This is a genomic window from Microbacterium sediminis (assembly GCF_004564075.1).
GTDB classification, from domain to species: Bacteria; Actinomycetota; Actinomycetes; order Actinomycetales; family Microbacteriaceae; genus Microbacterium; species Microbacterium sediminis.
In genome coordinates, this window is record NZ_CP038256.1 from 576,567 (window position 1) to 600,641 (window position 24,075).

The following is a 24,075-nucleotide window of genomic DNA, read 5'->3' on the forward strand; positions in this document are numbered from 1 at the left end:
TAGGTCCGCCGGGCGCGCCTGAGGAGGGCGGGGAATCACGATCTTGCGACGATCGCGCCCTGTCCGGAGGGTGCCCATGCAGCCCCGGACAGAGGGGTTCGACCGGGATGAGAGGATCGGAGCGCGGGGAGCCCCGCGTGCGACGTCGAGGAAGGAACGCAATGGCCGAGGTCGTCATCGTCTCCGGTAAGCAGCAGGCCGGTCAGCTCGTGGCGGAGGCGATCGCGCGGCTGGTGCGCTCCCGGCCCGATGCGGTCCTGGGGCTCGCGACCGGGTCGACGCCGCTGCCGGTCTACGAGGCCCTCGGCACCGCGCTTGCGGGGGCCGACGTCTCCCGCGTGCGCGGTTTCGCCCTCGACGAGTACGTCGGCCTCGATCCCGCCCACCCCGAGAGCTACCGCTCCGTGATCACGCGCGAGGTGGTCGAGCCCCTCGGCCTCGACCCCGACCGCATCCACGTGCCGGACGGATCGCCCGAGGGCATCGAGACCACCGGCGAGCGCTACGAGGCGGCGATCGCGGAGGCCGGCGGCGTCGACTTGCAGATCCTCGGGATCGGCACCGACGGCCACATCGGCTTCAACGAGCCCGGGTCGTCTTTCGCCTCGCGCACCCGCGTGAAGACCCTCACGCAGCAGACCCGCGAGGACAACGCGCGCTTCTTCGACTCGATCGACGACGTGCCGATGCACTGCGTGACCCAGGGGCTCGGCACCATCCTCGAGGCCCGTCACCTCGTGCTGCTGGCCTTCGGCGAGGGCAAGGCCGACGCCGTGGCCGGCGCCGTGGAGGGCCCGCTGACGGCGTCGCTGCCCGGTTCGGCGATCCAGCTGCACCCGCGCGTGACCGTGGTGATCGACGAGGCCGCCGCCTCGCGCCTGCGCTACGCCGACTACTACCGCTGGACCTACGACAACAAGCCCGCCTGGCAGGTCATCTGACGCCTCCAGGCACGGTCTCGACTCACTTCGTTCGCTCGACCCGTCTCCGCTTCGCGGCTGCGCCGCTGCGGTCGACGAGCCGCGACCACCCGCGCTCGTCGACCGAGCGAAGCGAGCGGAGACGGCTCGAGCGGAGGCCCCGAAGGGGCCGGAGTCGAGAGCGGCGCGCTCAGGCCCAGTCGATCTCCGGCGAGCGGTGGTAGCCGATGCCGGCCTCGTCCCACAGCGGGCCGAGCCGCCCCACGCGTGATCGGAACGACTCCCACGTGCGCTCGGGGGTGCCCACCGGACGCGACCACGCGGCCTCGGCGGCCGAGCAGATGCGCGGGAACAGGAGCAGATCGATCGCGGCCAGGTCGCGCACGGTCTCGGTCCACAGCGGCGCCTCGACGCCGAGGATCGCCTCCTCGGGCACGCCGGCGATGACGTCGGCGGGTTCCCAGCGGTAGGAGCGCTCGACGCTCGTGGGGCCGTTCGCCCAGCGCAGGCCGATCGGCGTCGACTCGTCGTACTTCATGTCGAGGTAGATTGCATCCGCGGGCGAGAGGATGAGCGATCCGCCGTTCGCGACGAAGGCGCGCGCCTTCTCGTCGGCGCCGTCGGCGGGAGCGACGAAGCCCCAGTACTGGCCGACGCTGCCGCGCGGCAGCGGGGCATCGCCCGCCTCGTGCCAGGCCACGGGCGTCTTGCCCGTCTCGGCGACGATGCGCGTGGCCAGCCCGACGACGGCGCGGAAGTCCTCGCGGCTCGTGCCGAGGGCCTCATCGCCGCCGATGTGCAGGTAGGGGCCGGGGGTGAGCTCCGCGATCTCGCCCAGCACCTCGCGCAGGAACGGCTCGAGACCGGGGGCGTCGGCCCGCAAGGACGAGAATCCCACGGCCGCGCCGATGTAGGGCACGCCGCGCGCCGGAAGCTCCCGCTGGCCGGGGAACATCGCGTGCACCTCGCTCATGTGGTCGCTGAGCACGGGTTCGGCCGACAGCTCGGGGTGGCTCAGGCTGAGGGCGTGGGTGTGGCCGGGCAGGTCGAACTCCGGCACGACGATCAGGTGACGCTCCGCCGCATATTCCACGATGCGCATGTAGTCGTCGCGCGTGTAGAAGCCGCCGGGGTCGCCCAGGATCGACGTCGCCGAGCCCTCGGCGGCGAGCTCGGGGTGCCGGTCGAGCGCCAGGCGCCAGCCCTGGTCATCGGTGAGGTGCAGGTGCAGGGCGTTGAACTTCAGCGCCGCGGTCCGATCGATCACCGCCTCGATCGTCGAGACCGGGTGGAAGTGGCGGGCCACGTCGAGCATGACACCCCGGTAGGCGAAGCGCGGCTCGTCGCGGATCTCGACGGCGGGCACGAAGGGCCCCTCGGCGTCCGCGTCGACGAGCTGGCGCAGCGTCTGCTTCGCGTAGAAGAAGCCGGCCTCGGTGGCCGCCGTCCGCGTCGCCCCGGCCGCGGTGACGCGCAGCGCGTACGCCTCCGCGGCCAGGGTGGGGTCGACGCGGCGCTCCGCCTCGGCCACGACCTGCGCGGCGGCCGCGGAGCGGGTCGCGGCGGCGGGGGAGAGGCGCAGGGGCGGCGCGTCGAGCGGGCTGACGGAGGCGGGCCAGGGGAGGACGGCGAGCGGCATGGCTGGGACCGTAGCACGCGCCGCACGGCACCGTCACGCCGCGTTCATGGCCTGATTACGGATTTGTAAACTTTCCTTTCAAATTGCGACACGGGATTGTGCCCCGACGGGTTCGTAAGGTCTGCTAACAAACATGTCCGAGCTCGGAGCGATGTCCCGACCGGCGTCCACGGGGCGTCGCGGCAAGGTGCTGCCCGAGCACGCCCGCGCCCACAACCGCGCTCTGGTCGCGTCGACGATCTTCCACGGCGGGGCGATGAGCCGCGCCGACGTGGCCCGCGCGACGGGCCTCACGCGCGTGACCGTCTCGGACCTCGTGGCCGAGCTGATCGACGCCGGCATCGTCACCGAGCACGGCACCCGCCCCGACGGGCGCCCGGGAAAGCCCGCGATCCTCGTCGATCTCGACCGCACCGGCCTGCAGTGCGTGGCCCTGGACCTGTCGGAATCGGGGGAGTACCGCGGCGCCGTGATGGACCTGGCCGGCACGGTGATCGCCCGCCGCAGCGTGCCGCGCCCGCCCGATCGCGACGGCGAGGCCGCCCGCACGGCGGTGCGTGCGCTCGCCGCGGAGCTGATCGGCGCCGCAACGGCCCGCGTGCTCGGCGTGGGCGTGGCCTCGCCCGGCGTGATCTCGCCCGAGGGCGTGGTCGTCACGGCACCGAACATCGGGTGGACCGACCTGCCGCTGCAGCGCCTGCTCGGCGCGGAGCTTCCCGCGCCCGTGCACGTGGTCAACGACGCCGACGCGGCCACCCTCGCCGAGCACACCCTCGGCGGGGCCGGCGACGACTTCATGCTCGTCAAGGTCGGCCGAGGCGTCGGCGCCGGGGTGTTCATCCGCGGCGGCCTCGCGCAGGGCAGCCGCTTCTCGCCCGGCGAGATCGGCCACGTCACCGTCGGCACCGACGAGGGCCCGGAGTGCGGCTGCGGCCGCCGAGGCTGCCTGGAGTCGTGGCTGTCGATCCGGTACCTCGACAGCCGGATCGCCGAGGGCGCCGAGCGCGACGAGGTGCTGCGCGACGCGGGCGAGCGGCTCGGGATCGCGCTGGCCCCGGTCGTCGGCGCCCTCGATCTCGACGAGATCGTCGTGGCCGGCCCGGCCGCCTACCTCGACGGCGTCCTGCGCGAGACGGCCGTCACCACGCTTCGGCACCGCACGCTGCTCCACGACGACGTGCGGGTCCGGATGTCCGCGCAGGGCGACGACATCGTGCTCAAGGGCGCGCTCGTCATGGTCCTGCGCGGCGAGCTCGGGGTCTCGTAGCGGGGCCCCACACGGGGCGACGGAGCCCCTGTGCACAGCAGCACCACCCCATCCCCACCACGGAAGTTAGGAATGGTCACATGAAGAAGAAGGCACTGGCAGGCGTCGCCCTGCTGGGCGCGGGCTCGCTGGCCCTCGCCGGCTGCGGCGGCGGCACCTCGGGCGGCGACGGCGGCTCGGCCGACTCCGGCGAGATCACCGTCTGGATCGTCGGCACCGACACGCCCCAGACGGCGCGGGACTACCTCATCGACACGTTCGAGTCGGAGAACGAGGGCTGGACCCTCAACCTCGAGGAGAAGCAGTGGGCCGATGTGGGCGAGACCTACGTCGCCGCGCTCCAGTCGAACGACACCCCCGACGTCGTCGAGGTGGGCAACACGCAGGCGATCGGCTTCATCGATCAGGGCCTGTTCGCCGACCTCAGCGACGTCGAGGGCGACCTCGGCGAGCTGAACGCGGGCCTCGTCGAGGCGGGCACCTACGACGGCACGTTCTACGCCGCCCCGTACTACGCCGGCGGTCGCGTGGTGTTCTACTCGCCGTCGATCGTCGACGCCGCGAACCTGCCCACCACGCTCGAGGAGTACGTCGAGCAGGGCATCGCCTACCGCACCGACACCGTCTCGGGCATCTACGCCCCCGGCCGCGACTGGTACAACATGCTCCCGTACGTCTGGGCGCACGGCGGCGAGATCGCGGTGCAGGACGGTGACGAGTGGGACGCGCAGTTCTCGAGCCCCGAGTCGCAGGAGGGCCTGAAGCTGCTGCAGAAGGTCTACTCGGAGGCCAACAACGCCCCGGCCGACGCCCTCGAGACCGACGCGAACGTGCCGTTCTGTGCCGGCGAGACCGCGTTCCTCTCGGCGCCCGCGTGGATGCAGTGGTCGATCCTCGCCGAGGCCGACGCGGAGGTGCCCGGCTGCCCCGACACCTTCGGCAAGGACCTGGGCGCCTTCGCGCTGCCGGGCCTGGAGGAGGGCACGACCGCCCCGATCTTCGCCGGCGGATCGAACCTCGGCGTCGCCGCGCTGTCGCAGAACCAGGACAAGGCCAAGGAGGTCGTGAAGATCATGCTCTCCGAGGGCTACCAGGACCTCCTGGCCGAGGGCGGGCTCACCCCGGCGCTGCTGTCGTCGAGCGACAAGCTGCCCGACACCCCGGTCGCCCAGGCGCAGGCCGAGGCGCTGGCCAACTCGCGCGGTGTGCCGACGTCGCCGAACTGGGCCGAGGTCGAGTCCAGCCTGATCATCCAGGACGCCCTCACGCGCATCGCGCAGGGCGAGGACACCGCCGCGGTCGCCGAGGAGCTCGACGCCCAGATCGAGGACATCCTCAACGGCTGATCACCCCGGTCGGGCGGGCGCAGCGTGCGCCCGCCCGGCCTCCCCGCCCCACCCGCGAGGAAGCGAGACCACGTGACGACGATCACCGCCGAGACCCGGCGACCGACCCCGGAGGAGCGCGAGCGGCGCCGACGGCGCCGCGACGCGATCTCGTCGTGGACGCTGCTGGCGCCCTCGATCGCCCTCATCGGACTGCTCACCGGCTACCCGCTCGTGATGATGATCTGGCAGTCGTTCACCGACTACCAGGTGCGTCACAAGATCCAGGGCACGGCGCCCGAGTTCGTGTGGTTCGACAACTACATCGACGTCATCACCGACGACCAGTTCCTCGCGACGCTCGGCCGCACCCTCGCGCTCATGGTCGTCACCACGACCGGCATCATGATCGGCGGCGTGCTCATCGCGCTGCTGCTGACGAAGCTGCGCACCGGCATGCGGCTGCTCGTGTCGGTGGGGCTGCTGCTGGCCTGGGCGATCCCGCCGCTGACGGCCAGCGTCATCTGGGGCTTCATCTTCGACACGCAGTACGGCGTCGTCAACTGGGCGCTCAACGAGGTGACCCAGAGCAACACCTTCCACAACCATCCGTGGCTGCTCAACCCGCTGTCGTTCATGATGATCGTCACGATCATCGTGGTGTGGGGAGCGATCCCGTTCGTCGCCTTCACGACGTACGCGGCGCTCGGGCAGATCCCGCGCGAGACGCTGGAGGCCGCCGAGATCGACGGCGCGGGCGGCTGGCGCCGGTTCTGGGGCGTGATCCTGCCCGCCGTGCGCCCGGTGCTGGCCGGGCTGCTGATCCTGCAGATCATCTGGAACATGAAGCTGTTCACCCAGGTGTTCGCGCTGCAGAGCCGCGGCGGCATCGCCAGCGAGACGAACGTGCTGCCCGTCTACCTCTTCCGCCAGGGCATCGGCGAGTTCGGCGCGACGAGCGCCATCGGCATGCTCTTCGTGCTGATCATGCTCGCGATCAGCTGGTACAACATCCGGATGCTCCTCAAGGAGGACGAGTCGTGAGCTCGGTCATCGTGCCCAAGGCGCCCGCCGCCGTCGTTCCCGAGACCGTCGCGATCGTCGCCCCGCCCGCGAAGCGGCCCAAGGCGCAGCCGCTCGGCCGCGTGCGCAGCCCCTTCGCGCGCGTCGGGTACAACCTCATCGCGGTGGTCGTGTTCGTGTGCTCCGCGTTCCCGGTGTACTGGATGATCAACCTCTCGTTCACGCCCGGCGACCAGATCGTCGCGCGCGACCAGTCGCTCATCCCGCGCGAGCCGACCTTCGTGAACTACATCACCGCGTGGACGCGCCCCGCCAACCAGGGCCAGACGGACTTCCCGAACGCCATGCGGATGAGCCTGACGATCGTCATCATCGTGGTGCTCGCGGCGCTGCTGATCGCGTTCGTCGCCTCGATCGCGCTGGCCCGGTTCCAGTTCCGCGGTCGCAAGGCCTTCATCGTCGCGATCCTCGTGGTCCAGATGATCCCGGGCGAGGGCATGATGTTCACGGTCTACAACCTGATCGACGACATGCACCTCATGAACACCCTGATCGGGCTGAGCCTCGTGCACACGGCCGCCGTGATCCCGTTCACGATCTGGACCCTGCGCGGGTTCGTCGCGGGCGTGCCGGCGGAGCTCGAGGAGGCCGCGCAGATCGACGGCTGCTCGAAGCCCGGCGCGTTCTGGCGCATCACGTTCCCGCTGCTCGCGCCGGGGCTGGTCTCGACGGGCATCTTCGCGTTCATGCAGTCGTGGAACGAGTTCCTCATGGCGCTGCTGCTCATGAAGGGCCACAACCTCACCCTCCCGGCCTGGCTCAACTCGTTCCAGTCCGCCACCGAGGCCACCAACTACGGCGCGGTGATGGCCGCGTCCACGCTCATCTGCATCCCCGTCGTCATCTTCTTCCTCATCGTGCAGGGGCGCATGACCGGGGGACTGGTCTCGGGCGCGGTGAAGGGATGACCGCTGCGCGCATCGGCGTCGACGTGGGCGGCACCAAGGTCGAGGCCGTCGCGATCGGTCCGGACGGCGCGGAGCTCGCGCGCGTGCGCCGCGACACCGTGCGCGGCGAGGCGGGCGTGCTGGCCGGCGTGCTCGAGGCGATCGGCGCCGTGCGCGCGGGGGTCGCGCCCGCGGGCGTCGGCATCGGCACCCCGGGGCAGGTGCAGGGCGGCGTGGTGCGCAACGCCGTCAACCTCGGCGTCACGGCGCTCGATCTGGCGGGCGCGGTGTCGGCGCGCACCGGCCTGCCCACGCGCCTGGAGAACGACGTGAACGCCGCGGCCGTCGGCGTGCACGCGCTCCGCGGCGGCGACGGGCCGCTGGCCTACCTGAACCTCGGCACCGGCATCGCCGCCGGCATCGTGATCGACGGCCGTCCGCTGCGCGGCTCCGGGGGGACGGCCGGCGAGATCGGGCACCTCTCGGTCGATCCGAACGGGCGGTCCTGCCCCTGCGGGCAGCGCGGCTGCATCGAGACGCTCGCCGCCGGCTGGGCGATCGCGCAGCGGTGGCGGCGCGGCCGCGAGCACCCCGTGCGCGAGGTGTTCGCGGCGGCCCCGGGCGATCCCGACGCGGCGGAGATCCGCGACGACGTGGTGCGGGGGGTGGCCGCCGCGGTGCGCGCGCTCGCGCTGGCGGTCGATCCGGTCGCGGTCGTGCTCGGCGGCGGCGTCTCGCGCATCGGCGCGCCGCTGCGTGATGCCGTGCGCGAGGAGCTGCGCACGAGCGCCGCGGCTTCGCCGTTCCTCTCGTCGCTGCGGCTCGAGGACCGGGTGGAGCTGCTCCCCGCCGACGCGCACCCGGGCGCGCTCGGCGCGGCCCTCCTCGCCGGCTGAGCGGCGCAGCGCTTCGCGGTGGGGTGACGGGTCGTCGACCGGAGCGCGAAGCGCGGAGCGGAGACGGGTTGAGCGAAGGCCGCGAAGCGGCCGGAGTCGAAACCGTGATCCCGGGGTTGCGGCGGGTAGCTCTCGACTCCGCGCTTCGCGCTGCGCTCGAGCCGTCTCGGCTCGCTGCGCTCGCTCGACGAGCCGCGGAGGTCGCTGCCCGCGCGGGATTCGGGCCGTACGGGTGACGGCTCGTCGACCGGAGCGCGAAGCGCGCAGCGGAGACGGGTTGAGCGGAGGCCGCGAAGCGGCCGGAGTCGAAACCGCGGCCCCCGCGGCTTTGCGGCGGGTACGCTCTCGACTCCGCGCTGCGCGCTGCGCTCGGCCCTGTCGCCCCTCCACACGTCGCATTCGCGACGCGCGGAGCCTCGGGCTCCAGGGGCCCTCGTCTCGGCTCGCTGCGCTCGCTCGACGAGCCGTGGGGGTCGTTGCCCGCGCGGGATTCGGGCCGTACGGGTGACGGCTCGTCGACCGGAGCGCGAAGCGCGCAGCGGAGACGGGTTGAGCGGAGGCCGCGAAGCGGCCGGAGTCGAAACCGCGGTCCCGGGGTTGCGGCCCCAGCCCCGGGTTCAGCGGGTGAAGACCTTGCCGGGGTTGAGGATGCCCTGGGGGTCGAAGACGCGCGTGATGCGGCGCTGCAGCTCCCACTGATCGTCGCCGAGCTCGTCGGCCAGCCAGCGCGCCTTCAGCACGCCGATGCCGTGCTCGCCCGTGAGCGTGCCGCCGAGGCGGATCGCCGCGCGGAACAGATCGTCGGCGGCCGCCCAGACCACCTCGGGCACGGCGTCACCGGTGTAGATGAAGTTCGGGTGCAGGTTGCCGTCGCCGGCGTGCGCCACCGTGGGGATCGCGACGCCGTACTCGCGCTCGATGCGCACGATCTCGTCGAACATCTCCGGCATCCGGCTGCGCGGCACCGACACGTCCTCGACGAGCACCGTGCCCGTGGCCTGCAGCGAGGGCAGCAGGGCGCGGCGCACCGCAAACAGCCGCTCGCCCTCGGCGCGGTCGTGCGTGACGGCGACCGTGCCGCCCGCGCCGGTGAGCACGGCGGCGACGGCGTCGGCCTCCTCGCGCGCGGCCGGGCCGTCGGTCTGCACCGTCAGCTGCGAGGCGCCCGCCAGGGGAGCGAGCAGGCCGAGGTGGCGGTGGATCGCGTCGAGCGAGGCCGCATCGAGCAGTTCCATGATCGCCGGCTGCAGCCCCGCCGCGGTCACCGCCGCCGAGCCCGCCGCCGCGGCGCGCACGGAGGGGAAGGTCGCGGCCACCGTGCACACATCGCCGGGGACGAGGCGTCGCAGCTTGAGGGTCGCGCCGACGACCACGCCGAGCGTGCCCTCGGAGCCGATCATCAGCGCGGTGAGGTCGAGGCCCGTCACGCCCTTCACGCTGCGATGCCCCAGACGAACCAGGCGCCCGTCGGCGAGCACCACGTCGAGCCCCAGCACGGCATCGCGCACGACGCCGTACTTGGCGCACAGCAGCCCGCCCGCGCCCGTGGCGATGTTGCCGCCGACCGTCGCGATGTCGCGGCTGGCGGGATCGGGCGCCCACCACAGCCCGTACGCCGCGAGCTGCGCGTTGAGCTCCGCGTTGAGGAGGCCGGGCTCGACCACCGCGAGCAGATCGTCCGGCCGCACCTCGAGGATTCGCGTCATGCGGCGCACCGAGAGGGCGATCTCGCCCGCGCCGGCGTTCGCCGCTCCCGCCAGCCCCGTGCGGGCTCCCTGCGTGACCACGGGCGTCGCCGTGGCCGAGGCGATCCGCAGCGTCGCCTGCACGTCCTCGACCGACTCGGCGTACACGACGGCGATCGGGCGGCCCTCGGCGACGTGCCCGGAGCGGTCGGCGCGCGCGGCGTCGAGGGACTCGGGGGACGTGTCGACCCGCGGGCCGAGCGCCTCTCGGAGCAGCGAGAGGACGTCGCTCACGCCAGCGCCCGCCGGCCGTGCAGCACGCCGATCACCACCGCCGCGACACCGAAGACGAGACCGCCCCAGCCGAGGCCGAGATCCCACAGCGCCATGGTGGCCGAGAGGAACACGAGCAGCTCCACGAGCGCCCGCACGAACGGGTGCACTGCGAACACGGCCTTCGGCGAGACGAACAGCGCCCACACGAGGATCGCCAGCGCCGGCGCCAGCAGGCCGAACAGGATGTTCCAGGCGAACGGCCACGCCACGAAGCCCCAGATCAGAAGGATCGCGACGGCGACGATCTCCGACAGGAGGCGCAGCACGTCGAGCGCGGTGATGCGGGGGCGTTCGGGAGACGACATGGGTTCCAGTCTAGATCCGGGCGCCCCGGGGCCCCGGGGGCGAGGCCGCGCCGCACGGCCGGGCGATATACCCAGTGTTCACCGGCCGGTCACACGCGTCACCCCGGGGTGACCCACACGGGATACCGGCGGTTCCTAGGTTCGCCCTGTTCCCGAAACACCCACAGCTGGGCCGGTGCGCACCGCGCTGCCCACAGAAAGGCCGCTCACATGCGTCTTCGTCACCCCCGCCTTGCGACCGCCTTCGCGGGCGTCGCGCTGATCGCCGCCCTCGCCGGCTGCTCGAGCAGCACCGCCGCCGAGGAGCCCGCGGGCGGCGCCTCGGACGCCCCCGCCGCGGACGAGGGCACCTTCGCCAAGGACGAGAACACGATCGTCTTCGCCACCCTCCCCGACCACGAGGGCGCCGACCAGGACGCCGAGCCGATCGCCGAGTGGATCGGCGCCATCACCGGCAAGGAGGTCGAGTTCTTCCCGGCCACCGACTACACCGCCGTCGTGCAGGGCCTGGCCTCGGGCCAGATCGACGTCGCCCAGATCTCGGCGTTCACCTACTACCAGGCGCAGGCCGCCGAGGCACAGATCGAGCCCATCGGCGCGCAGATCACCGAGGAGGGCGCCGCCGCCGGTTACTACTCGGTCGCCATCGCCAACCCCGAGTGGGACGGCTCGACGATCGAGGACTTCGCCGACGAGCCCGTCTGCTTCGTGAACCCCACCTCGACCTCGGGTCGCGCCATCCCCGCCTCGCAGCTCAAGGCCGCGGGCGTCGAGGTCGCGCCGGAGAACGTGCTCGCCCCCGAGGGCGGCTCGCACGACCTCAACGCGCTCAAGGTCGCCGAGGGCACCGAGTGCATGGTCGGCTTCGCGCAGGACATCGACGCCGACCCGCTGATCGAGGCCGGTGACCTCGTCGAGGTCGACCGCTACCTCGTCCCCGCCGCGCCGATCGTCATGCAGGCCGCCCTGCCGCAGGAGGTCAAGGACGCGCTGGTCGACGAGATCGCCGGCTCGACGCAGGAGACCCTGACCGCGCACGGCATCGAGCTCAACGACTTCCTCAAGGAGGGCTGGTTCGGCTTCGAGGGCGTGGACGACGCGTACTACGACTCGATCCGCACCGTCTGCGAAGAGGTCGCCGACGAGGTCGAGGCCTGCCAGGCCTGATCGATCCTGATGGGGGTCGCGGAGTCCCGCGGCCCCCATCATCCGTATCCCGCGTTACCCGCACACCACACGGAATGAAGTGAGATGACCCCCACCGACGCCCCCGCCGTCCAGATCGCGGATCTGGGAAAGACCTATCCCGGAGCCGCCGGCCCGGCGCTGACCGGGGTGTCGCTGTCGGTCGCCCGCGGCGAGATCGTCGTGCTGCTGGGCCTGTCGGGCTCGGGCAAGTCGACGCTGCTGCGCCACATCGACGGCCTCGAGACGCCCACCGCGGGCACCGTCACCTCGCTCGGCCAGCCCGTCGCGCAGCTGCGCGGCCGCGAGCTGCGCGAGCTGCGGGGCAAGATCGGCTTCATCTTCCAGCAGTTCGAGCTCGTGGGGCCGCTCACGGTGCTCGAGAACGTGCTCACGGGGTCGCTGTCGACCCTGGCCGGCCCGCGCGTCGGCATCTGGATGTACCCCAAGGCGCTGCGCCGCAAGGCGCTCGAGCACCTCGACCGCGTGGGCCTGCTCGAGCGCGCCTACCAGCGCGCCGACACCCTCTCGGGCGGCCAGCAGCAGCGCGTCGCGATCGCCCGCGCGCTCATGCAGGACCCCGAGATCCTCCTCGCCGACGAGCCCGTCGCCTCGCTCGACCCCGAGTCGAGCAGCCAGGTGATGGGACTCATCCGCGAGATCGCGGCCGAGCGCGGGCTGACCGTCGTGTGCTCGCTGCACCAGGTCGATCTGGCTCTCGGCTGGGGCGACCGCATCGTCGGCCTGCGCGCCGGCGAGGTCGTGCTCGACACCACCACCGACGGCCTCACCAAGGACCAGGTCATGGAGATCTACGGCCGCGTGGCCGTGTCGACCAGCGAGCTCACCGCGATCGAGGAGGAGCTCGCCGAGGCGCGCGAGCAGGTGCTCGCCACCGAGCTGCGCCGCAACGCGGCCGCCGAGCGCCTCGCGCAGGACGCCACCAACGAGGAGCCCGCGTGACCACCCTCGCCCCGGCCCCCGCGGCGGCGACGACGATCGCCGAGCGCATCGCGTCGCTGCCTCGCCCGAGGCCCCGCGTGTCGTCGATCGTCAGCGCGGCCACGCTCATCGGCATCGCGGTGCTCGGCGTCGTGTCGTTCATCGGGCTCGACTACAGCGTCAAGAACCTCGAGACGACGTGGTTCAACCTCACGCGTTTCATCGGCATGGCCACCCCCATGCAGTGGCCCGGCTGGGAGGTGTCGGGCGTCCGCGGCGCGGACGGCACGACGTACACCACCACGTGGGTCGGCTTCGAGCCGATCTGGGCGATGGGCGGCGTGATCCTCACCACCCTCGCGCTCACGATCGCCGGCACGGCGGTCGCCGTGCTGCTGTCGGTCCCCGTCGCCTACGGCGCCGCCGCGAACACGTCGCCGAACGTCGCCGTGCGCATGATCTGCCGCGGCATCGGCGTGGTGGCCCGCGCGATCCCGGACGCCGCGATCGCGGTGTTCCTCATCTTCCTCTGGTACGGATCGGGCATCCTCCCGGCGATCGTCGCGGTCGGCCTGCACTCCGTCGGCATGATCTCGAAGATGTTCGCCGACGCGATCGAGCAGACCGACGAGGGTCCGCGCATGGCGATCCGCTCGGCCGGCGGATCCAAGCCGCAGCAGTTCTGGTCGGGCATCTTCCCGCAGGTCCTGCCGGCCTGGATCGCCGTGGGCCTGCACCGCGCCGACATCAACCTCCGCGGCACGGTCATCCTCGGCTACGTCGGCGTGGCCGGCATCGGCGCCGAGCTCAGCGGCGCGATGCACGCGGGCCCGGCCGGCATGCGCCGCGTGATCCCGCTCGTCGTCATCATCATCGCCCTGTGCATCGTGTTCGAGATCGTCTCGTCGTCGATCCGCGCGAAGCTGCTGGGCGTGCGCCCCACCGGCAGGGGCGTCGGCGACACCGTCGTGCGCGGCGCGATGAAGCTCGCCGCGCGGGCGCAGGCGGCGCGGTCGGAGGACCGGGCGGTGCGGGTCGAGAACGCCATGACCCGGCCGTGGGACCGCGATCGGCGCAACACCACGCTGTGGATCTGGACGGGCATCGTCATCGTCATCGCGTCGTTCGTGTACGTGCAGCCCGACTTCACGCGGCTGTTCTCGGACTGGCGGTTCGATCAGGTCCAGAACGAGCAGCTGGATCGCGCCGTGTGGCCGATCACGTTCGGCGACCGCGAGTTCGCCAGCGTGCTCGAGGCCGCGTTCGTCACGCTCGAGGTGGCCTTCGCCGCGACGCTGATGGGCGCCGTCATCTCGGCGGTCGTGGGCCCGCTGTCGGCGCGCAACGTGGCGCCGAACGGGATCGTGCGCAACACGTTCCGCGGCATCGCGCTCGTCATCCGCGCGATCCCCGACCTCGTCGTGGCCATCCTCTTCATCATCGCGACCGGCTTCGGCCCGCAGGCCGCCGCGCTCGCGCTCGGCATCGGCGGCGTGGGCCTGCTCGCCAAGCTCATCGGCGACTCGATGGAGGAGGTCGACCGCGGGCCGGAGCGCGCCCTCACCGCGGGAGGCGCGACCCGGCCGCAGGTGTTCTTCTCGTCGACCGTGCCGATGTCGGTGCCGGCCATGGTGAGCCACGTGCTGTACCTGCTCGAGCAGAACATCCGCTCGGCCACCGTCCTCGGCATCGTCGGGGGCGGCGGCATCGGCTTCCTGCTGCTGAACGCCATGAACGGCCGCCACTTCGACCAGATGCTCGCCTACCTGCTGGTGATCATCGCCATGGTGGTCGTCGTCGAGGCCGCGGCGCTGCTCATCCGCCGCGCACTGAAGTGAGCGACGGGTACGACCTCGCCGTCGTCGGCGCGGGGATCGTCGGCCTCGGCCACGCCGCCGCCGCGCTCGAGCGGGGGCTGAAGGTGGTCGTGATCGACCGCGCCACGGCCGTGGCCGGCTCGACGATCCGCAACTTCGGCCACGCGGGCTTCTCGGCGCACGCGGGCGAGGCGGGGGAGTACGCCCGCGTCGCCCGCGAGGTGTGGCAGCGGCTCGCCGCCCGGGCGGGCTTCTGGGCGCGCGAGACCGGGACGCTCGTGGTGGCGCGGCACGAGGACGAGCTCGCCGTGCTGCGCGAGAGCGGCGTCGGCGACCTGCTCTCGGCGGCCGGCGTCGAGGAGCTCGCGCCCGTGCGCGGCGCCGTCGGCGGGGCCCTGCGACGCGGCGACATGCAGATCGATCCCCGCGAGGCCGGCCCCACGATCGCCGCCTGGCTGCGGGAGCAGGGCGTGGAGTTCCGCTGGCGCACGGCGGCGCTCGGCGTGGAGCCGGGCGTGCTGCACACCTCGCGCGGCGAGATCCGCGCCGAGGCGATCGTCGTCGCCGTGAACTTCGACGTGGATCACCTCTTCCCCGACATCGCCGAGGAGCACGGCGTCGTCCGCTGCGGCCTCGACATGATGCTCACCGACGGCGTGGGCCTGCGGATCCCGGTGCTCACCGGCTCGTCGATGCTGCGCTACTCCGCCTTCGCCGCGGCGCCGTCGATCGCCGACGTCCGCGCCCGGATCGCGGCCCAGGAGCCGGGCATCCTCGAGCGCGACGTCAACCAGATGTACACCGAGCGCCCGGACGGCACGCTGCTCGTCGGCGACACCCACTACGGCGGCGAGACGATCCTGCCGTTCCAGGACGAGGACGCGTTCACGCTGCTGGGGCGCCTGGGCGAGGAGCTGTTCGGCCGGCCGCTGCGCGTCCGCCAGCGCTGGCAGGGCATCTACGCGAAGGCGCCGGGGGACTTCCTCCGCGTCGCGCCGAGGGACGGGGTGCGCGTGGTGAGCGTCACCACCGGCATCGGCATGACGACCGGCCTGGGACTGGCCGAATCCGTGATCGCAGAACTGTTTGGAGAAGCCCGATGACCACACGCATCGAGACCGTCGTGCTCGACATGGCGGGCACCACCGTGCTCGACAAGGGCCTCGTGACCGGGGCGTTCACGCGGGCGTGGCAGCGCGAGCAGGGCGCCGAGCGGTTCGACGAGGCGATGCGGCACGTCATCGACACGATGGGCATGTCGAAGATCGAGGTCTTCCGCGGGCTCGTCTCGGAGGACGAGGCGCAGGCGCTCAACGTCGCGTTCGAGGCGGCGGTCGCCGAGCTCGTGGCCGAGGGCGTCGTCGAGCCGATCCCGGGTGCGGAGGACGTCATCCGCGGGTTCCAGGCCGAGGGGCGCCGCGTCGCGCTGACGACGGGCTTCTCGCGCGAGACGGCCGACCTCGTGCTGCGCGCGCTGGGCTGGGAGCACCTGCCCGACCTCACGATCACTCCGGCCGAGGCCGGCCGCGGACGCCCCGCGCCCGACATGCCGCTGATGGCGCTCATCCGCACCGGGGCGTCGTCGGTCGCGGCGCTCGCGGTCATCGGCGACACCGAGTCCGACGTGCTCTCGGGCCGCAACGCGGGCGCCGGCGTGGTCGCCGCCGTGATGACGGGCGGGCACGCCTCGCGCGAGGCGCTCGAGGCCGCGGGGCCGACGCGCGTGCTCGCGTCCGTCGTGGAGCTTCCCGCGCTGCTGGCCGAGCTCGGGGTGTGACGGCGGTGGGCGCCGAGCCCGCCGAGATCGCGGGGGTGCTGGAGACCGAGATCGGCGGCCTGCCGTCGGGCGCCCGGCTGCCCAGCGAGCACGCGCTGATGCAGCGTTTCGGCACCACGCGCGCCATCGTGCGCCGGGCGCTGGCGGATCTCGAGGCGCGGCACCTCGTGCGCCGCGTGCGGGGCGCGGGGAGCTTCGTCAACCGCCGGATCGACTTCGTGCTCGCGCCCGGATCGGCGCCGTCGCTGCACGAGGTCGTGCGGGCGGCGGGCGCGACGGCGCGCACCTACGTGATCGCGGCCGCGACCCTGCCGGTGCCGGCCGACGTCGCGGCGCACCTGGGGGTCGAGGCGGGCGTGCCCTGCCAGCGTCTGCGGCGGGTTGGGTGCATCGATGACGTCGAGTCCAGCGTGGCGGAGGAGTGGATCGCGCCCGGCGTGCTGGATCACGTCGACGTCGGGCTGCGCGCGATCGAGTCGCTCGCCGATGCGCTGCGTGCCGGGCGGCACGACCCCGTGCGCGCGTGGTCGCGCGCGGTGACCGACCTGGCGCCGGCCGAGGTCGCCGACCGGCTCGGCGTCGCGCGCGGGGCGGCGATGTGGTCGCTCGAGACCCTCACCCGCGAGGGCGGCGACGGGCGCGCCCTCATGTACAGCCGATCCTGGCTGCGGCAGGACCGGGTCCGCCTCGTCGTCGAGCTCTGACCCGCACCCCCGGCGCACCTGCGTTTCGGCGCAGATCTGCGTTCGAGCGCAGCCGACGCGCGATCGGCTGCGCGGAATCGCAGATCTGCGCGGAATCGCCGGGCGTGCCGCACGAACCGCGCGACAAGTCACCGGTGGTTTACCTGGCGATTCACCGGCCGTCCACGTTCGCTCCGGGTCCGCGTCACCGCCGGCTCGCACAGTGGTCGCATGCAGACGACCCAGCGGGACCCGAGCGAGCGGCGCCGCACGGCGCGCGTGCTCTCGGGCGCCACCGAGGCGGAGCTCGCCGAGCTGTGGCGCACCTGGCCCGAACGCCCCGAGGTCGAGTACCTGCGCGGCCCGGAGGCCGGGCTCGTGATGGTGCAGGCCCGCACGGGCGGCGCGGGGGACCGGTTCCACCTCGGCGAGGCCACCGTCACGCGCGCGACTGTCGCCGTGCGCGGTGCGGGCGACGAGGCCGTCGGCACCGCCTACGTGCTCGGCAGCCACCCCGAGCACGCCGCGCTGGCCGCGATCTTCGACGCGATGCTCGGATCGGGCGCGCGGGAGCGGGTGCTGGCCGGGGTGATCGAGCCGCTCGAGCGCGCCCAGCACGAGCGCGACCTGCGCGCGCGCCGCGACGCCCGCGCCACCGTGGTGGACTTCTTCACCGTCGCGCGCGAGAACGACGGCTCCGACGACGAGGACGACGAATGACGATCGCGGCCCTGCAGACCCCCGGCTTCGCCGACCCGGTCGGCGACGCGCAGCGCGTGTTCCGCGCGGCGCTCGAGGCCCTCGCCCGGCCCACGCTGCCGCAGCCGGTCGACGCCCGCGTCGCCCCGCCCGCACCGCTGGCCCTCGTGGTCGGCGCGCTCGTGCTCACCCTCTGCGACGAGCAGACCCCGGTGTGGCTCGGATCCGCGCTGCGCGCGCCGGACGTTGCCGCGTGGATCCGCTTCCACACCGGCGCGCGGATCGTGGACGACGCCGGCGACGCGGCCTTCTGCCTGGCGTCCCCGGGCGAGGTCCCGCCGCTGGCGTCGCTGCGGCAGGGCACGGACGAGGAGCCGCACCTCTCGGCGACGGTGATCGTCGACGCCACCGGCGCGGCGCCCGCGGGCGAGCTCATCGCGACCGGGCCGGGCGTGAACGGATCGGCGGCGTGGGACGGGGCCGGGCTGCCGTGCGCCCTCGAGGACTGGTCGGCGAACGCCGCCCGCTTCCCGCGCGGCGTCGATCTGCTCCTCGCGGGCGAGCGCGAGGTCCGCGGCCTGCCGCGCACCACCCGGCTGAGGGGAGCCGCCTGATGTACGTGGCCGTGAAGGGCGGCGAGAAGGCGATCGCCAGCGCCCACGCCCTGCTGGCCAAGCGCGGCGCGGGATCGACGGAGCGGATCGACCACGGGCAGGTCGCGGATCAGCTCGGCGTGCTCGTCTCGCGCGTGATGTCGGAGGGGTCGCTCTACGACCCGGAGCTCGCCGCGAAGGCGATCCTGCAGGCCCAGGGCGACGTGCTCGAGGCGGTGACCCTGCTGCGCTCGTACCGCACGACGCTGCCGCGGTTCGGCACCACCGAGCCGCTCGACACCGCCGGCCTGCCGTCGGAACGGCGCGTGTCGGCGACGTTCAAGGACGTCCCCGGCGGGCAGCAGCTCGGCGCCACGTTCGACTACACCCACCGCCTGCTGGCCGACGAGCTCACCACACCCGAGATCCCGGATCCGGATGTCGCGGTCGACGAGCCGATGCCGCGCGTCACCGACCTGCTCGGTCACGGCGCGCTCATCGAGCCCGACCGCCCCGAGGGATGGGCCGATCCCGACCCCGGCGACCTCACGCGCGAGCCCACGACCTTCCCGATGACGCGCGCCGAGCGGCTCCAGGCCCTCGCGCGCGGCGACGAGGGGTTCCTGCTCTCGCTCGGCTACTCCACGCAGCGCGGCTTCGGCAACACCCACCCGTTCGTGGGCGAGGTGCGCGTGGGCGAGGTCGAGGTGCTCTTCGATGCCCCCGAGATCGGCCACGACGTGCCGATCGGGCGGATCGAGGTCACCGAGTGCCAGATGGTGAACCAGTTCGTCGGATCGTCGGATCGGCCCCCGCAGTTCACCCGCGGCTACGGGCTCGTGTTCGGGCGGGCCGAGCGCAAGGCGATGAGCATGTCGCTCGTCGACCGGGCGCTGCGCTCCGACGAGTTCGGCGAGCGGCGGGTGTCGCCGGCGCAGGACGAGGAGTTCGTCATCGCGCACAGCGACAACGTGCAGGCGACGGGCTTCGTCGAGCACCTGAAGCTGCCCCACTACGTCGACTTCCAGGCCGAGCTCGGCCTGATCCGCCGCCTGAACGCCGAGTTCGCCGAGCGAGAGGAGGCGCGCGATGAGTGAGCCCCGCATCGTCTACAACGAGGGCTACCTCGACGAGCAGACCAAGCGCGTCGTGCGCCGCGCGCTGCTGAAGGGCGTCGCGATCCCCGGCTTCCAGGTGCCGTTCGCCTCGCGCGAGGTGCCCATGCCGCGCGGCTGGGGCACCGGCGGCGTGCAGGTGACCGCGGCCGTCCTCGGTCCCGATGACACCCTCAAGGTGATCGATCAGGGCGCCGACGACACCACCAACGCGGTGTCGATCCGCCAGTTCTTCGAGAAGGTCGCCGGCTCCCGATCGACGACGAGCACGGTCGAGGCCACCGTGATCCAGACCCGGCACCGGATCCCCGAGACGCCCCTCGTCGAGGGTCAGATCATCGTGTTCCAGGTGCCGATCCCGGAGCCGCTGCGGTTCCTGGAGCCGCGCGAGACCGAGACCCGGCGCCTGCACGCGCTCGAGGAGTACGGCCTCATGTACGTCAAGCTCTACGAGGACATCGCCCGCTACGGCCACATCGCCAAGACCTACGACTACCCCGTGCGCGTGAACGGCCGCTATGTGATGGCGCCGAGCCCGACGCCGAGCTTCGACAACCCCAAGATGCATCAGTCGCCCGCGCTGCAGCTGTTCGGCGCCGGCCGCGAGAAGCGCATCTACGCCGTGCCGCCGTACACCGACGTGGCCTCGCTGGGCTTCGAGGACTTCCCCTTCGAGCCGCAGCGGTTCACACAGCCGTGCGAGATCTGCGGCTCGGAGGGCGTCTACCTCGACGAGGTGATCATCGACGATGCCGGCGGGGCGATGTACGTGTGCAGCGACACGGACCACTGCGAGCGCACCGCCGCGGCGCGTGCGGGCGGTGTTCAGGTGGTCGCTTCAGCTTCGGCGCTGCGCGCCTCCGTTCAGCAACCGGGCGGTTCCGCCCCTCCGGTTGCTGAACGGAGCGGCGCAGCCGCGGAGCTCCCTCCGGTTGCTGAACGGAGCGGCGCAGCCGCGGAGCTCCCTCCGGTTGCTGAACGGAGCGGCGCAGCCGCGGAGCTGAAGCGACCACAGCAACCGGCCGAGACGGGTCGAGCGGAGCGCGACGCGCGGGGCCGAGAGCTCGCGGAGCCGCTCCTGTCCGTCACGGGCGCGGGCCACCGCTACGGTGACCGCTTCGGCTGCCGCGACGTGTCGTTCGACCTGTGGCCCGGTGAGGTGCTCGCGGTGGTGGGCGAATCGGGGTCGGGCAAGTCGACCCTGCTCGGGATGCTCAGCCAGCGCCTCACGGTCGACGAGGGATCGATCCGCTACCGCCACGGCGACGACCTCGTGGAGCTGTCGAGCCTCAGCGAGCGCGAGATCCGCCGGCTGTGGCGCACCGAGTGGGGCTTCGTGCATCAGAACGCCGCCGACGGGCTGCGCATGCACGTGTCGGCGGGCGGCAACGTGGGCGAGCCGCTCATGGCCAACGGCGCCCGGCACTACGGCCGCATCCGCGAGCAGGCCGCGCAGTGGCTGGAGCGGGTGGAGATCCCGCGCGAGCGGATGGACGAGACGCCCGCGACGTTCTCGGGCGGCATGCGGCAGCGGGTGCAGATCGCCCGCAACCTCGTGTTCGGGCCGCGGCTCGTGTTCATGGACGAGCCCACGAGCGGCCTCGACGTCTCGGTGCAGGCGCGGCTGCTCGACCTCATCCGCTCGCTCGTCGCCGACCTCGGGCTGGCCGTCGTGATCGTGACGCACGACCTCGCCGTCGCCCGCCTCATCAGCCACCGCACGCTCGTCATGAAGGACGGCGGCGTGATCGAGTCGGGCCTGACCGATCGCGTGCTCGACGATCCGCAGGCCGCCTACACGCAGCTGCTCGTCAGCTCGATCCTGCAGGGGTGATCATGAACGTGCTCTCGGTCGAGAACGTCGACAAGACCTTCACGCTGCACCTGCAGGGCGGGCTCGTGCTGCCCGTGCTGCGCGGCGTCACCTTCGCGGTGCCGCCCGGTGAGTGCGTCGTGCTGGGCGGGGAGTCCGGGGCCGGGAAGTCCACGATCATGAAGATGGTCTACGGCAGCTACGCGGCCGACCGCGGGCGGATCGCGCTGGCGCATCGCGGCGGCGAGCTCGACCTCGTGACCGCCGCCCCGCGCGAGGTGATCGCGGCGCGGCGTGATTCGATGGGCTACGTGAGCCAGTTCCTGCGCGCGGTGCCGCGCGTCTCGGCCCAGGACGTGGTGGCCGAGCCGCTCGTCGAGCGCGGCGTGGAGCGCGAGGTCGCCCGCGATCGGGCCGCCGAGCTGCTCGCGCGGCTGAGCATCCCCGAGCGGCTGTGGGCGCTGCCGCCGGCGACCTTCTCGGGCGGCGAGCAGCAGCGCGTCAACATCGCGCGCGGCTTCGCGGCCGAGCGCCCGCTCCTGCTGCTCGACGAGCCCACCGCCTCGCTCGATGCCCGCAACCGCGCCGTCGTGATCGAGATGATCCGCGAGCGGCTGGCGGCGGGCACCGGCATGCTCGCGATCTTCCACGATCACGACGTGCGCGATGCCGTCGCGGATCGCGTCGTCGACGTGGCGGCCTTCACGCCCGCCCGCGAGGCGGTCGCCGCGTGACGCGCTACGCCGTCTACGGGGTGCCCGGCATCGAGCCGGACGCCCCGGCGATCGCCATCGCGCTGCGCCGGGCCGTGGCGGACTGGTACGCGTCGCACCCGGCGATCACGGTCGATCCGCGTCGCTACGGCTTCCACGCCACCCTCAAGGCGCCGTTCCGCCTCGCCGACGGCGCAACCGCCGAGGGCCTCGTCGATCGCGTCGCCGCCTTCGCCGCCGCGCGGGCCGCCGTGACGATCCCGGCCGTCCGGCCCCGAGCGATCGGGACGTTCCGCGCGCTCGTGCCGACCGGTGACACCGCCGAGATCGACGCGCTCGCCGCCGACGTCGTGCGCGCGTTCGAGCCGTACCGGGCGCCGCTGACCCCCGCCGAGATCGCCCGGCGCCGTCCCGAGCGGCTGAGCGAGCGCGGGCGCGAGCTGCTCGAGCGCTACGGCTACCCGCACGTGCTCGACCAGTTCCGGTTCCACATGACCCTGACCGACTCGCTGGACGATCCGGGCGACGTGGACGAGCGGATCGCCGCCCACTTCGCCGCCTTCAACGGCGCCGACATCCCGCTGACCGCGCTCGCCGTGTTCGTCGAGCCGGAGCCGGGCGCGCCGTTCGCCGTCCACTCCGTCCACCCCTTCCGTCAGGAGCCGACGTGACCGAGACCATCCTCCGCAACGCGCAGATCGTGCTGCCCGACGAGGTCGTGCGCGGCTCGGTGCGGGTGCGCGAGGGGCGCATCGCCGACGTGGCGCCGGGCGACGCCGGGGTGGGAGAGGACCTCGGCGGCGACTACCTGATGCCCGGGCTGGTCGAGCTGCACACCGATCAGGTCGAGAGCCACTTCCAGCCGCGGCCGAAGCGGTACTGGGACCCGATCCCCGCCGTCGTCGCCCACGACGCCCAGATGGCGGCCTCGGGCATGACGACGGTCCTCGACGCGCTGCGCATCGGCACGGGCCCCACCGACGGCAACGCGATGGCCGCCAACGCCCGCACGCTCATCGCGGCCGTCGTCCACGCCGCCGAGGCCGGGCTGCTGCGCGCCGACCACTTCATCCACCTGCGCTGCGAGGTGTCCACGCCCGACGTCGTGGCGGTGTTCGACGAGGTGGGGGCGCACGAGCGCGTGCGCATGGTCTCGCTCATGGACCACACCCCGGGCCAGCGCCAGTACGCCGACGTTGAGGCGTTCCGCACCTACATGCTCGGGAAGGGACGGCTGACGTCGGATCAGTTCGACACGCACGTGGCCACGCTCCACGAGCTCTCCGCCCAGTACGCCGCACCGCACCGGCAGCTGATGGCCGAGCGTGCACTCGCCCGCGGGATCACGATGGCCGCCCACGACGACGCCACGCAGGAGCACGTCGACGAGTCCGCGGCCCTCGGCGTGCGGATCTCGGAGTTCCCCACCACCGTCCACGCCGCCCGCGCGGCGCGCGAGGCCGGCCAGCTCGTGGTGATGGGCGCGCCCAACATCGTCCGCGGCGGCTCGCACTCCGGCAACGTCGCGGCGGTCGAGCTGCTGCGCCACGGCCTGCTCGACATCCTCTCGAGCGACTACGTGCCGGCCAGCCCGCTGCAGGCCGTGTTCGGCCTCGTGGCGGCGGGGGAGATCACGCTGCCGCAGGGCGCGGCGCTCGTGGCCGCCAACCCGGCCCGCGCGATCGGGCTCGACGACCGCGGCGTGATCGCGCCGGGCCGCCGTGCGGACCTCGTGCGGGTGCATGCCCACGAGGTGGGCCCCGACGCGCACCACCCCACCGGCGCCCCCGTGCCGATCGTCCGCGCGGTCTGGCGCGAGGGTCGGCGGGTCGCATGACGCTCGTCGCGGTCGTCGGCCCGAGCGGGGCCGGCAAGGACGCCGTGATCGACGGGGCCCGGCGCCATTTCGCCGCCGACCCTCGGGTGATCTTCCCGCAGCGCGTGATCACCCGCCCGGCCGGCCCGGGCGAGGAGCACCGGCCCGCCACCGAGGACGAGTTCGCCGCGCGCGAGCGGGCGGGCGGCTTCGCGGTGCATTGGGACGCGCACGGCCTGCGCTACGGCATCCCCGCCGCCGTCGCCGGCGCCGTGCGGGAGGGCGCCGTCGCCGTCGTGAACGTCTCGCGCGGCGTGATCGCGGCACTGCCCGAGGTGTTCGGCGACGTGCGCGTGGTGCGCATCAGCGTGCCCGAGGACGTGCGCCGCTCCCGCATCCTCGCCCGGGGGCGCGAGGGCACCGCCGACGCCCGCGCGCGGCTCGAGCGCCCCGATCCGGCGCCCGAGGCCGGGGTCGACCTCGAGATCGTCAACGACGGCCCGCTCCCCGACGCGGTCGCCTCGCTCGTGCGGTTCCTCGAGGGCATCGGCCGCTGATCGGCGCCGGCGCCGATCCCGG

The 24,075-nt window shown here is 73.1% G+C and carries 23 protein-coding genes; 20 read left to right on the forward strand and 3 right to left on the reverse strand.

Features of this window, described 5'->3' with window-relative positions; genetic code table 11:
• Positions 1 to 161 precede the first annotated feature (161 nt).
• Positions 162 to 941, forward strand: a complete 780-nt coding sequence (gene nagB / locus E3O41_RS02810; protein ID WP_067027575.1) for a glucosamine-6-phosphate deaminase — start codon at positions 162 to 164, stop codon at positions 939 to 941.
• 169 nt (positions 942 to 1,110) lie between these two features.
• Here the strand turns inward: nagB and E3O41_RS02815 are convergent, their stop codons facing one another.
• Positions 1,111 to 2,559, reverse strand: coding sequence for a family 20 glycosylhydrolase (locus E3O41_RS02815; protein WP_135011988.1), 1,449 nt, complete (start codon positions 2,557 to 2,559; stop codon positions 1,111 to 1,113).
• A 133-nt stretch (positions 2,560 to 2,692) separates the two neighbouring features.
• Between E3O41_RS02815 and E3O41_RS02820 the strand changes: the two genes are divergently transcribed.
• The 5 genes from E3O41_RS02820 (at position 2,693) to E3O41_RS02840 (ending at position 8,017) form a co-directional block, all read left to right on the forward strand.
• A complete protein-coding gene (locus tag E3O41_RS02820; RefSeq protein WP_244927262.1) occupies positions 2,693 to 3,826 on the forward strand; it encodes an ROK family transcriptional regulator in 1,134 nt (377 codons plus the stop codon).
• Positions 3,827 to 3,906: 80 nt separating this feature from the next.
• Positions 3,907 to 5,172 (forward strand): extracellular solute-binding protein, encoded by a 1,266-nt coding sequence (locus tag E3O41_RS02825; protein WP_067027572.1) that lies wholly within the window; start codon positions 3,907 to 3,909, stop codon positions 5,170 to 5,172.
• A gap of 72 nt (positions 5,173 to 5,244) precedes the next feature.
• Positions 5,245 to 6,195 carry a carbohydrate ABC transporter permease gene (locus E3O41_RS02830; protein ID WP_240482471.1) on the forward strand — a complete coding sequence of 317 codons (951 nt, stop codon included), beginning with the start codon at positions 5,245 to 5,247 and terminating at the stop codon, positions 6,193 to 6,195.
• Entirely contained in the window at positions 6,192 to 7,142 is a 951-nt protein-coding gene (locus E3O41_RS02835; protein WP_067027570.1) for a carbohydrate ABC transporter permease, read from the forward strand. Before E3O41_RS02830 ends, E3O41_RS02835 begins: the two co-directional genes overlap by 4 nt.
• Complete coding sequence (locus E3O41_RS02840) at positions 7,139 to 8,017, forward strand: ROK family protein (protein ID WP_067027568.1); 879 nt, start codon at positions 7,139 to 7,141, stop codon at positions 8,015 to 8,017. The genes E3O41_RS02835 and E3O41_RS02840 overlap by 4 nt, the downstream gene beginning before the upstream one ends.
• Positions 8,018 to 8,634: 617 nt before the next feature.
• Here E3O41_RS02840 and E3O41_RS02845 read toward each other — a convergent pair.
• Both E3O41_RS02845 and E3O41_RS02850 read right to left on the reverse strand, forming a co-directional pair.
• Positions 8,635 to 9,996, reverse strand: a complete 1,362-nt coding sequence (locus tag E3O41_RS02845) for an FAD-binding oxidoreductase (RefSeq protein WP_067027566.1) — start codon at positions 9,994 to 9,996, stop codon at positions 8,635 to 8,637.
• A complete protein-coding gene (locus E3O41_RS02850) occupies positions 9,993 to 10,343 on the reverse strand; it encodes a YrdB family protein (RefSeq protein ID WP_067027564.1) in 351 nt (116 codons plus the stop codon). The genes E3O41_RS02845 and E3O41_RS02850 overlap by 4 nt, the downstream gene beginning before the upstream one ends.
• A gap of 210 nt (positions 10,344 to 10,553) precedes the next feature.
• Here E3O41_RS02850 and E3O41_RS02855 point away from each other — a divergent pair, with 210 nt between their 5' ends.
• From E3O41_RS02855 to phnN, 14 genes are all read left to right on the forward strand, one after another.
• On the forward strand, positions 10,554 to 11,510 hold the full coding sequence (locus E3O41_RS02855) for a PhnD/SsuA/transferrin family substrate-binding protein (protein ID WP_067027562.1): 957 nt from the start codon (positions 10,554 to 10,556) through the stop codon (positions 11,508 to 11,510).
• An 84-nt stretch (positions 11,511 to 11,594) separates the two neighbouring features.
• Positions 11,595 to 12,491, forward strand: coding sequence for a phosphonate ABC transporter ATP-binding protein (phnC, locus tag E3O41_RS02860; protein ID WP_067027560.1), 897 nt, complete (start codon positions 11,595 to 11,597; stop codon positions 12,489 to 12,491).
• On the forward strand, positions 12,488 to 14,308 hold the full coding sequence (locus E3O41_RS02865; RefSeq protein WP_067027558.1) for a PhnE/PtxC family ABC transporter permease: 1,821 nt from the start codon (positions 12,488 to 12,490) through the stop codon (positions 14,306 to 14,308). Before phnC ends, E3O41_RS02865 begins: the two co-directional genes overlap by 4 nt.
• Complete coding sequence (locus tag E3O41_RS02870) at positions 14,305 to 15,390, forward strand: TIGR03364 family FAD-dependent oxidoreductase (protein WP_067027556.1); 1,086 nt, start codon at positions 14,305 to 14,307, stop codon at positions 15,388 to 15,390. The genes E3O41_RS02865 and E3O41_RS02870 overlap by 4 nt, the downstream gene beginning before the upstream one ends.
• Positions 15,387 to 16,064, forward strand: coding sequence for an HAD family hydrolase (locus E3O41_RS02875; RefSeq protein ID WP_067027553.1), 678 nt, complete (start codon positions 15,387 to 15,389; stop codon positions 16,062 to 16,064). Before E3O41_RS02870 ends, E3O41_RS02875 begins: the two co-directional genes overlap by 4 nt.
• Positions 16,061 to 16,768, forward strand: a complete 708-nt coding sequence (locus E3O41_RS02880) for a GntR family transcriptional regulator (protein ID WP_083991025.1) — start codon at positions 16,061 to 16,063, stop codon at positions 16,766 to 16,768. Before E3O41_RS02875 ends, E3O41_RS02880 begins: the two co-directional genes overlap by 4 nt.
• 210 nt (positions 16,769 to 16,978) lie before the next feature.
• The gene (gene phnG / locus E3O41_RS02885; RefSeq protein WP_067027551.1) at positions 16,979 to 17,467 is read left to right on the forward strand and encodes a phosphonate C-P lyase system protein PhnG; all 489 of its coding nucleotides are present in this window, start codon (positions 16,979 to 16,981) and stop codon (positions 17,465 to 17,467) included.
• Positions 17,464 to 18,060 (forward strand): phosphonate C-P lyase system protein PhnH, encoded by a 597-nt coding sequence (gene phnH / locus E3O41_RS02890; protein WP_067027550.1) that lies wholly within the window; start codon positions 17,464 to 17,466, stop codon positions 18,058 to 18,060. The genes phnG and phnH overlap by 4 nt, the downstream gene beginning before the upstream one ends.
• Positions 18,060 to 19,136, forward strand: a complete 1,077-nt coding sequence (locus E3O41_RS02895; RefSeq protein ID WP_135011990.1) for a carbon-phosphorus lyase complex subunit — start codon at positions 18,060 to 18,062, stop codon at positions 19,134 to 19,136. The genes phnH and E3O41_RS02895 overlap by 1 nt, the downstream gene beginning before the upstream one ends.
• On the forward strand, positions 19,129 to 20,988 hold the full coding sequence (gene phnK, locus E3O41_RS14485) for a phosphonate C-P lyase system protein PhnK (RefSeq protein WP_162303964.1): 1,860 nt from the start codon (positions 19,129 to 19,131) through the stop codon (positions 20,986 to 20,988). Before E3O41_RS02895 ends, phnK begins: the two co-directional genes overlap by 8 nt.
• Positions 20,989 to 20,990: 2 nt before the next feature.
• Positions 20,991 to 21,701 carry a phosphonate C-P lyase system protein PhnL gene (gene phnL / locus E3O41_RS02905; RefSeq protein ID WP_067027645.1) on the forward strand — a complete coding sequence of 237 codons (711 nt, stop codon included), beginning with the start codon at positions 20,991 to 20,993 and terminating at the stop codon, positions 21,699 to 21,701.
• Entirely contained in the window at positions 21,698 to 22,351 is a 654-nt protein-coding gene (locus tag E3O41_RS02910) for a DUF1045 domain-containing protein (RefSeq protein ID WP_067027545.1), read from the forward strand. The genes phnL and E3O41_RS02910 overlap by 4 nt, the downstream gene beginning before the upstream one ends.
• Positions 22,348 to 23,517 (forward strand): alpha-D-ribose 1-methylphosphonate 5-triphosphate diphosphatase, encoded by a 1,170-nt coding sequence (locus E3O41_RS02915; RefSeq protein WP_067027543.1) that lies wholly within the window; start codon positions 22,348 to 22,350, stop codon positions 23,515 to 23,517. The genes E3O41_RS02910 and E3O41_RS02915 overlap by 4 nt, the downstream gene beginning before the upstream one ends.
• Positions 23,514 to 24,053 (forward strand): phosphonate metabolism protein/1,5-bisphosphokinase (PRPP-forming) PhnN, encoded by a 540-nt coding sequence (gene phnN / locus E3O41_RS02920; RefSeq protein ID WP_067027541.1) that lies wholly within the window; start codon positions 23,514 to 23,516, stop codon positions 24,051 to 24,053. Before E3O41_RS02915 ends, phnN begins: the two co-directional genes overlap by 4 nt.
• Positions 24,054 to 24,075 lie beyond the last annotated feature (22 nt).

Bases quoted from the DNA above. Each gene is read 5' to 3' on its own strand.
- nagB (WP_067027575.1), top strand. From the start codon at position 162: ATGGCCGAGGTCGTCATCGTCTCCGGTAAGCAGCAGGCCGGTCAGCTC.
- E3O41_RS02815 (WP_135011988.1), bottom strand. From the start codon at position 2,559: ATGCCGCTCGCCGTCCTCCCCTGGCCCGCCTCCGTCAGCCCGCTCGAC.
- E3O41_RS02820 (WP_244927262.1), top strand. From the start codon at position 2,693: ATGTCCGAGCTCGGAGCGATGTCCCGACCGGCGTCCACGGGGCGTCGC.
- E3O41_RS02825 (WP_067027572.1), top strand. From the start codon at position 3,907: ATGAAGAAGAAGGCACTGGCAGGCGTCGCCCTGCTGGGCGCGGGCTCG.
- E3O41_RS02840 (WP_067027568.1), top strand. From the start codon at position 7,139: ATGACCGCTGCGCGCATCGGCGTCGACGTGGGCGGCACCAAGGTCGAG.
- E3O41_RS02850 (WP_067027564.1), bottom strand. From the start codon at position 10,343: ATGTCGTCTCCCGAACGCCCCCGCATCACCGCGCTCGACGTGCTGCGC.
- E3O41_RS02855 (WP_067027562.1), top strand. From the start codon at position 10,554: ATGCGTCTTCGTCACCCCCGCCTTGCGACCGCCTTCGCGGGCGTCGCG.
- phnC (WP_067027560.1), top strand. From the start codon at position 11,595: ATGACCCCCACCGACGCCCCCGCCGTCCAGATCGCGGATCTGGGAAAG.
- E3O41_RS02875 (WP_067027553.1), top strand. From the start codon at position 15,387: ATGACCACACGCATCGAGACCGTCGTGCTCGACATGGCGGGCACCACC.
- phnG (WP_067027551.1), top strand. From the start codon at position 16,979: ATGCAGACGACCCAGCGGGACCCGAGCGAGCGGCGCCGCACGGCGCGC.
- phnH (WP_067027550.1), top strand. From the start codon at position 17,464: ATGACGATCGCGGCCCTGCAGACCCCCGGCTTCGCCGACCCGGTCGGC.
- E3O41_RS02895 (WP_135011990.1), top strand. From the start codon at position 18,060: ATGTACGTGGCCGTGAAGGGCGGCGAGAAGGCGATCGCCAGCGCCCAC.
- phnK (WP_162303964.1), top strand. From the start codon at position 19,129: ATGAGTGAGCCCCGCATCGTCTACAACGAGGGCTACCTCGACGAGCAG.
- phnL (WP_067027645.1), top strand. From the start codon at position 20,991: ATGAACGTGCTCTCGGTCGAGAACGTCGACAAGACCTTCACGCTGCAC.
- phnN (WP_067027541.1), top strand. From the start codon at position 23,514: ATGACGCTCGTCGCGGTCGTCGGCCCGAGCGGGGCCGGCAAGGACGCC.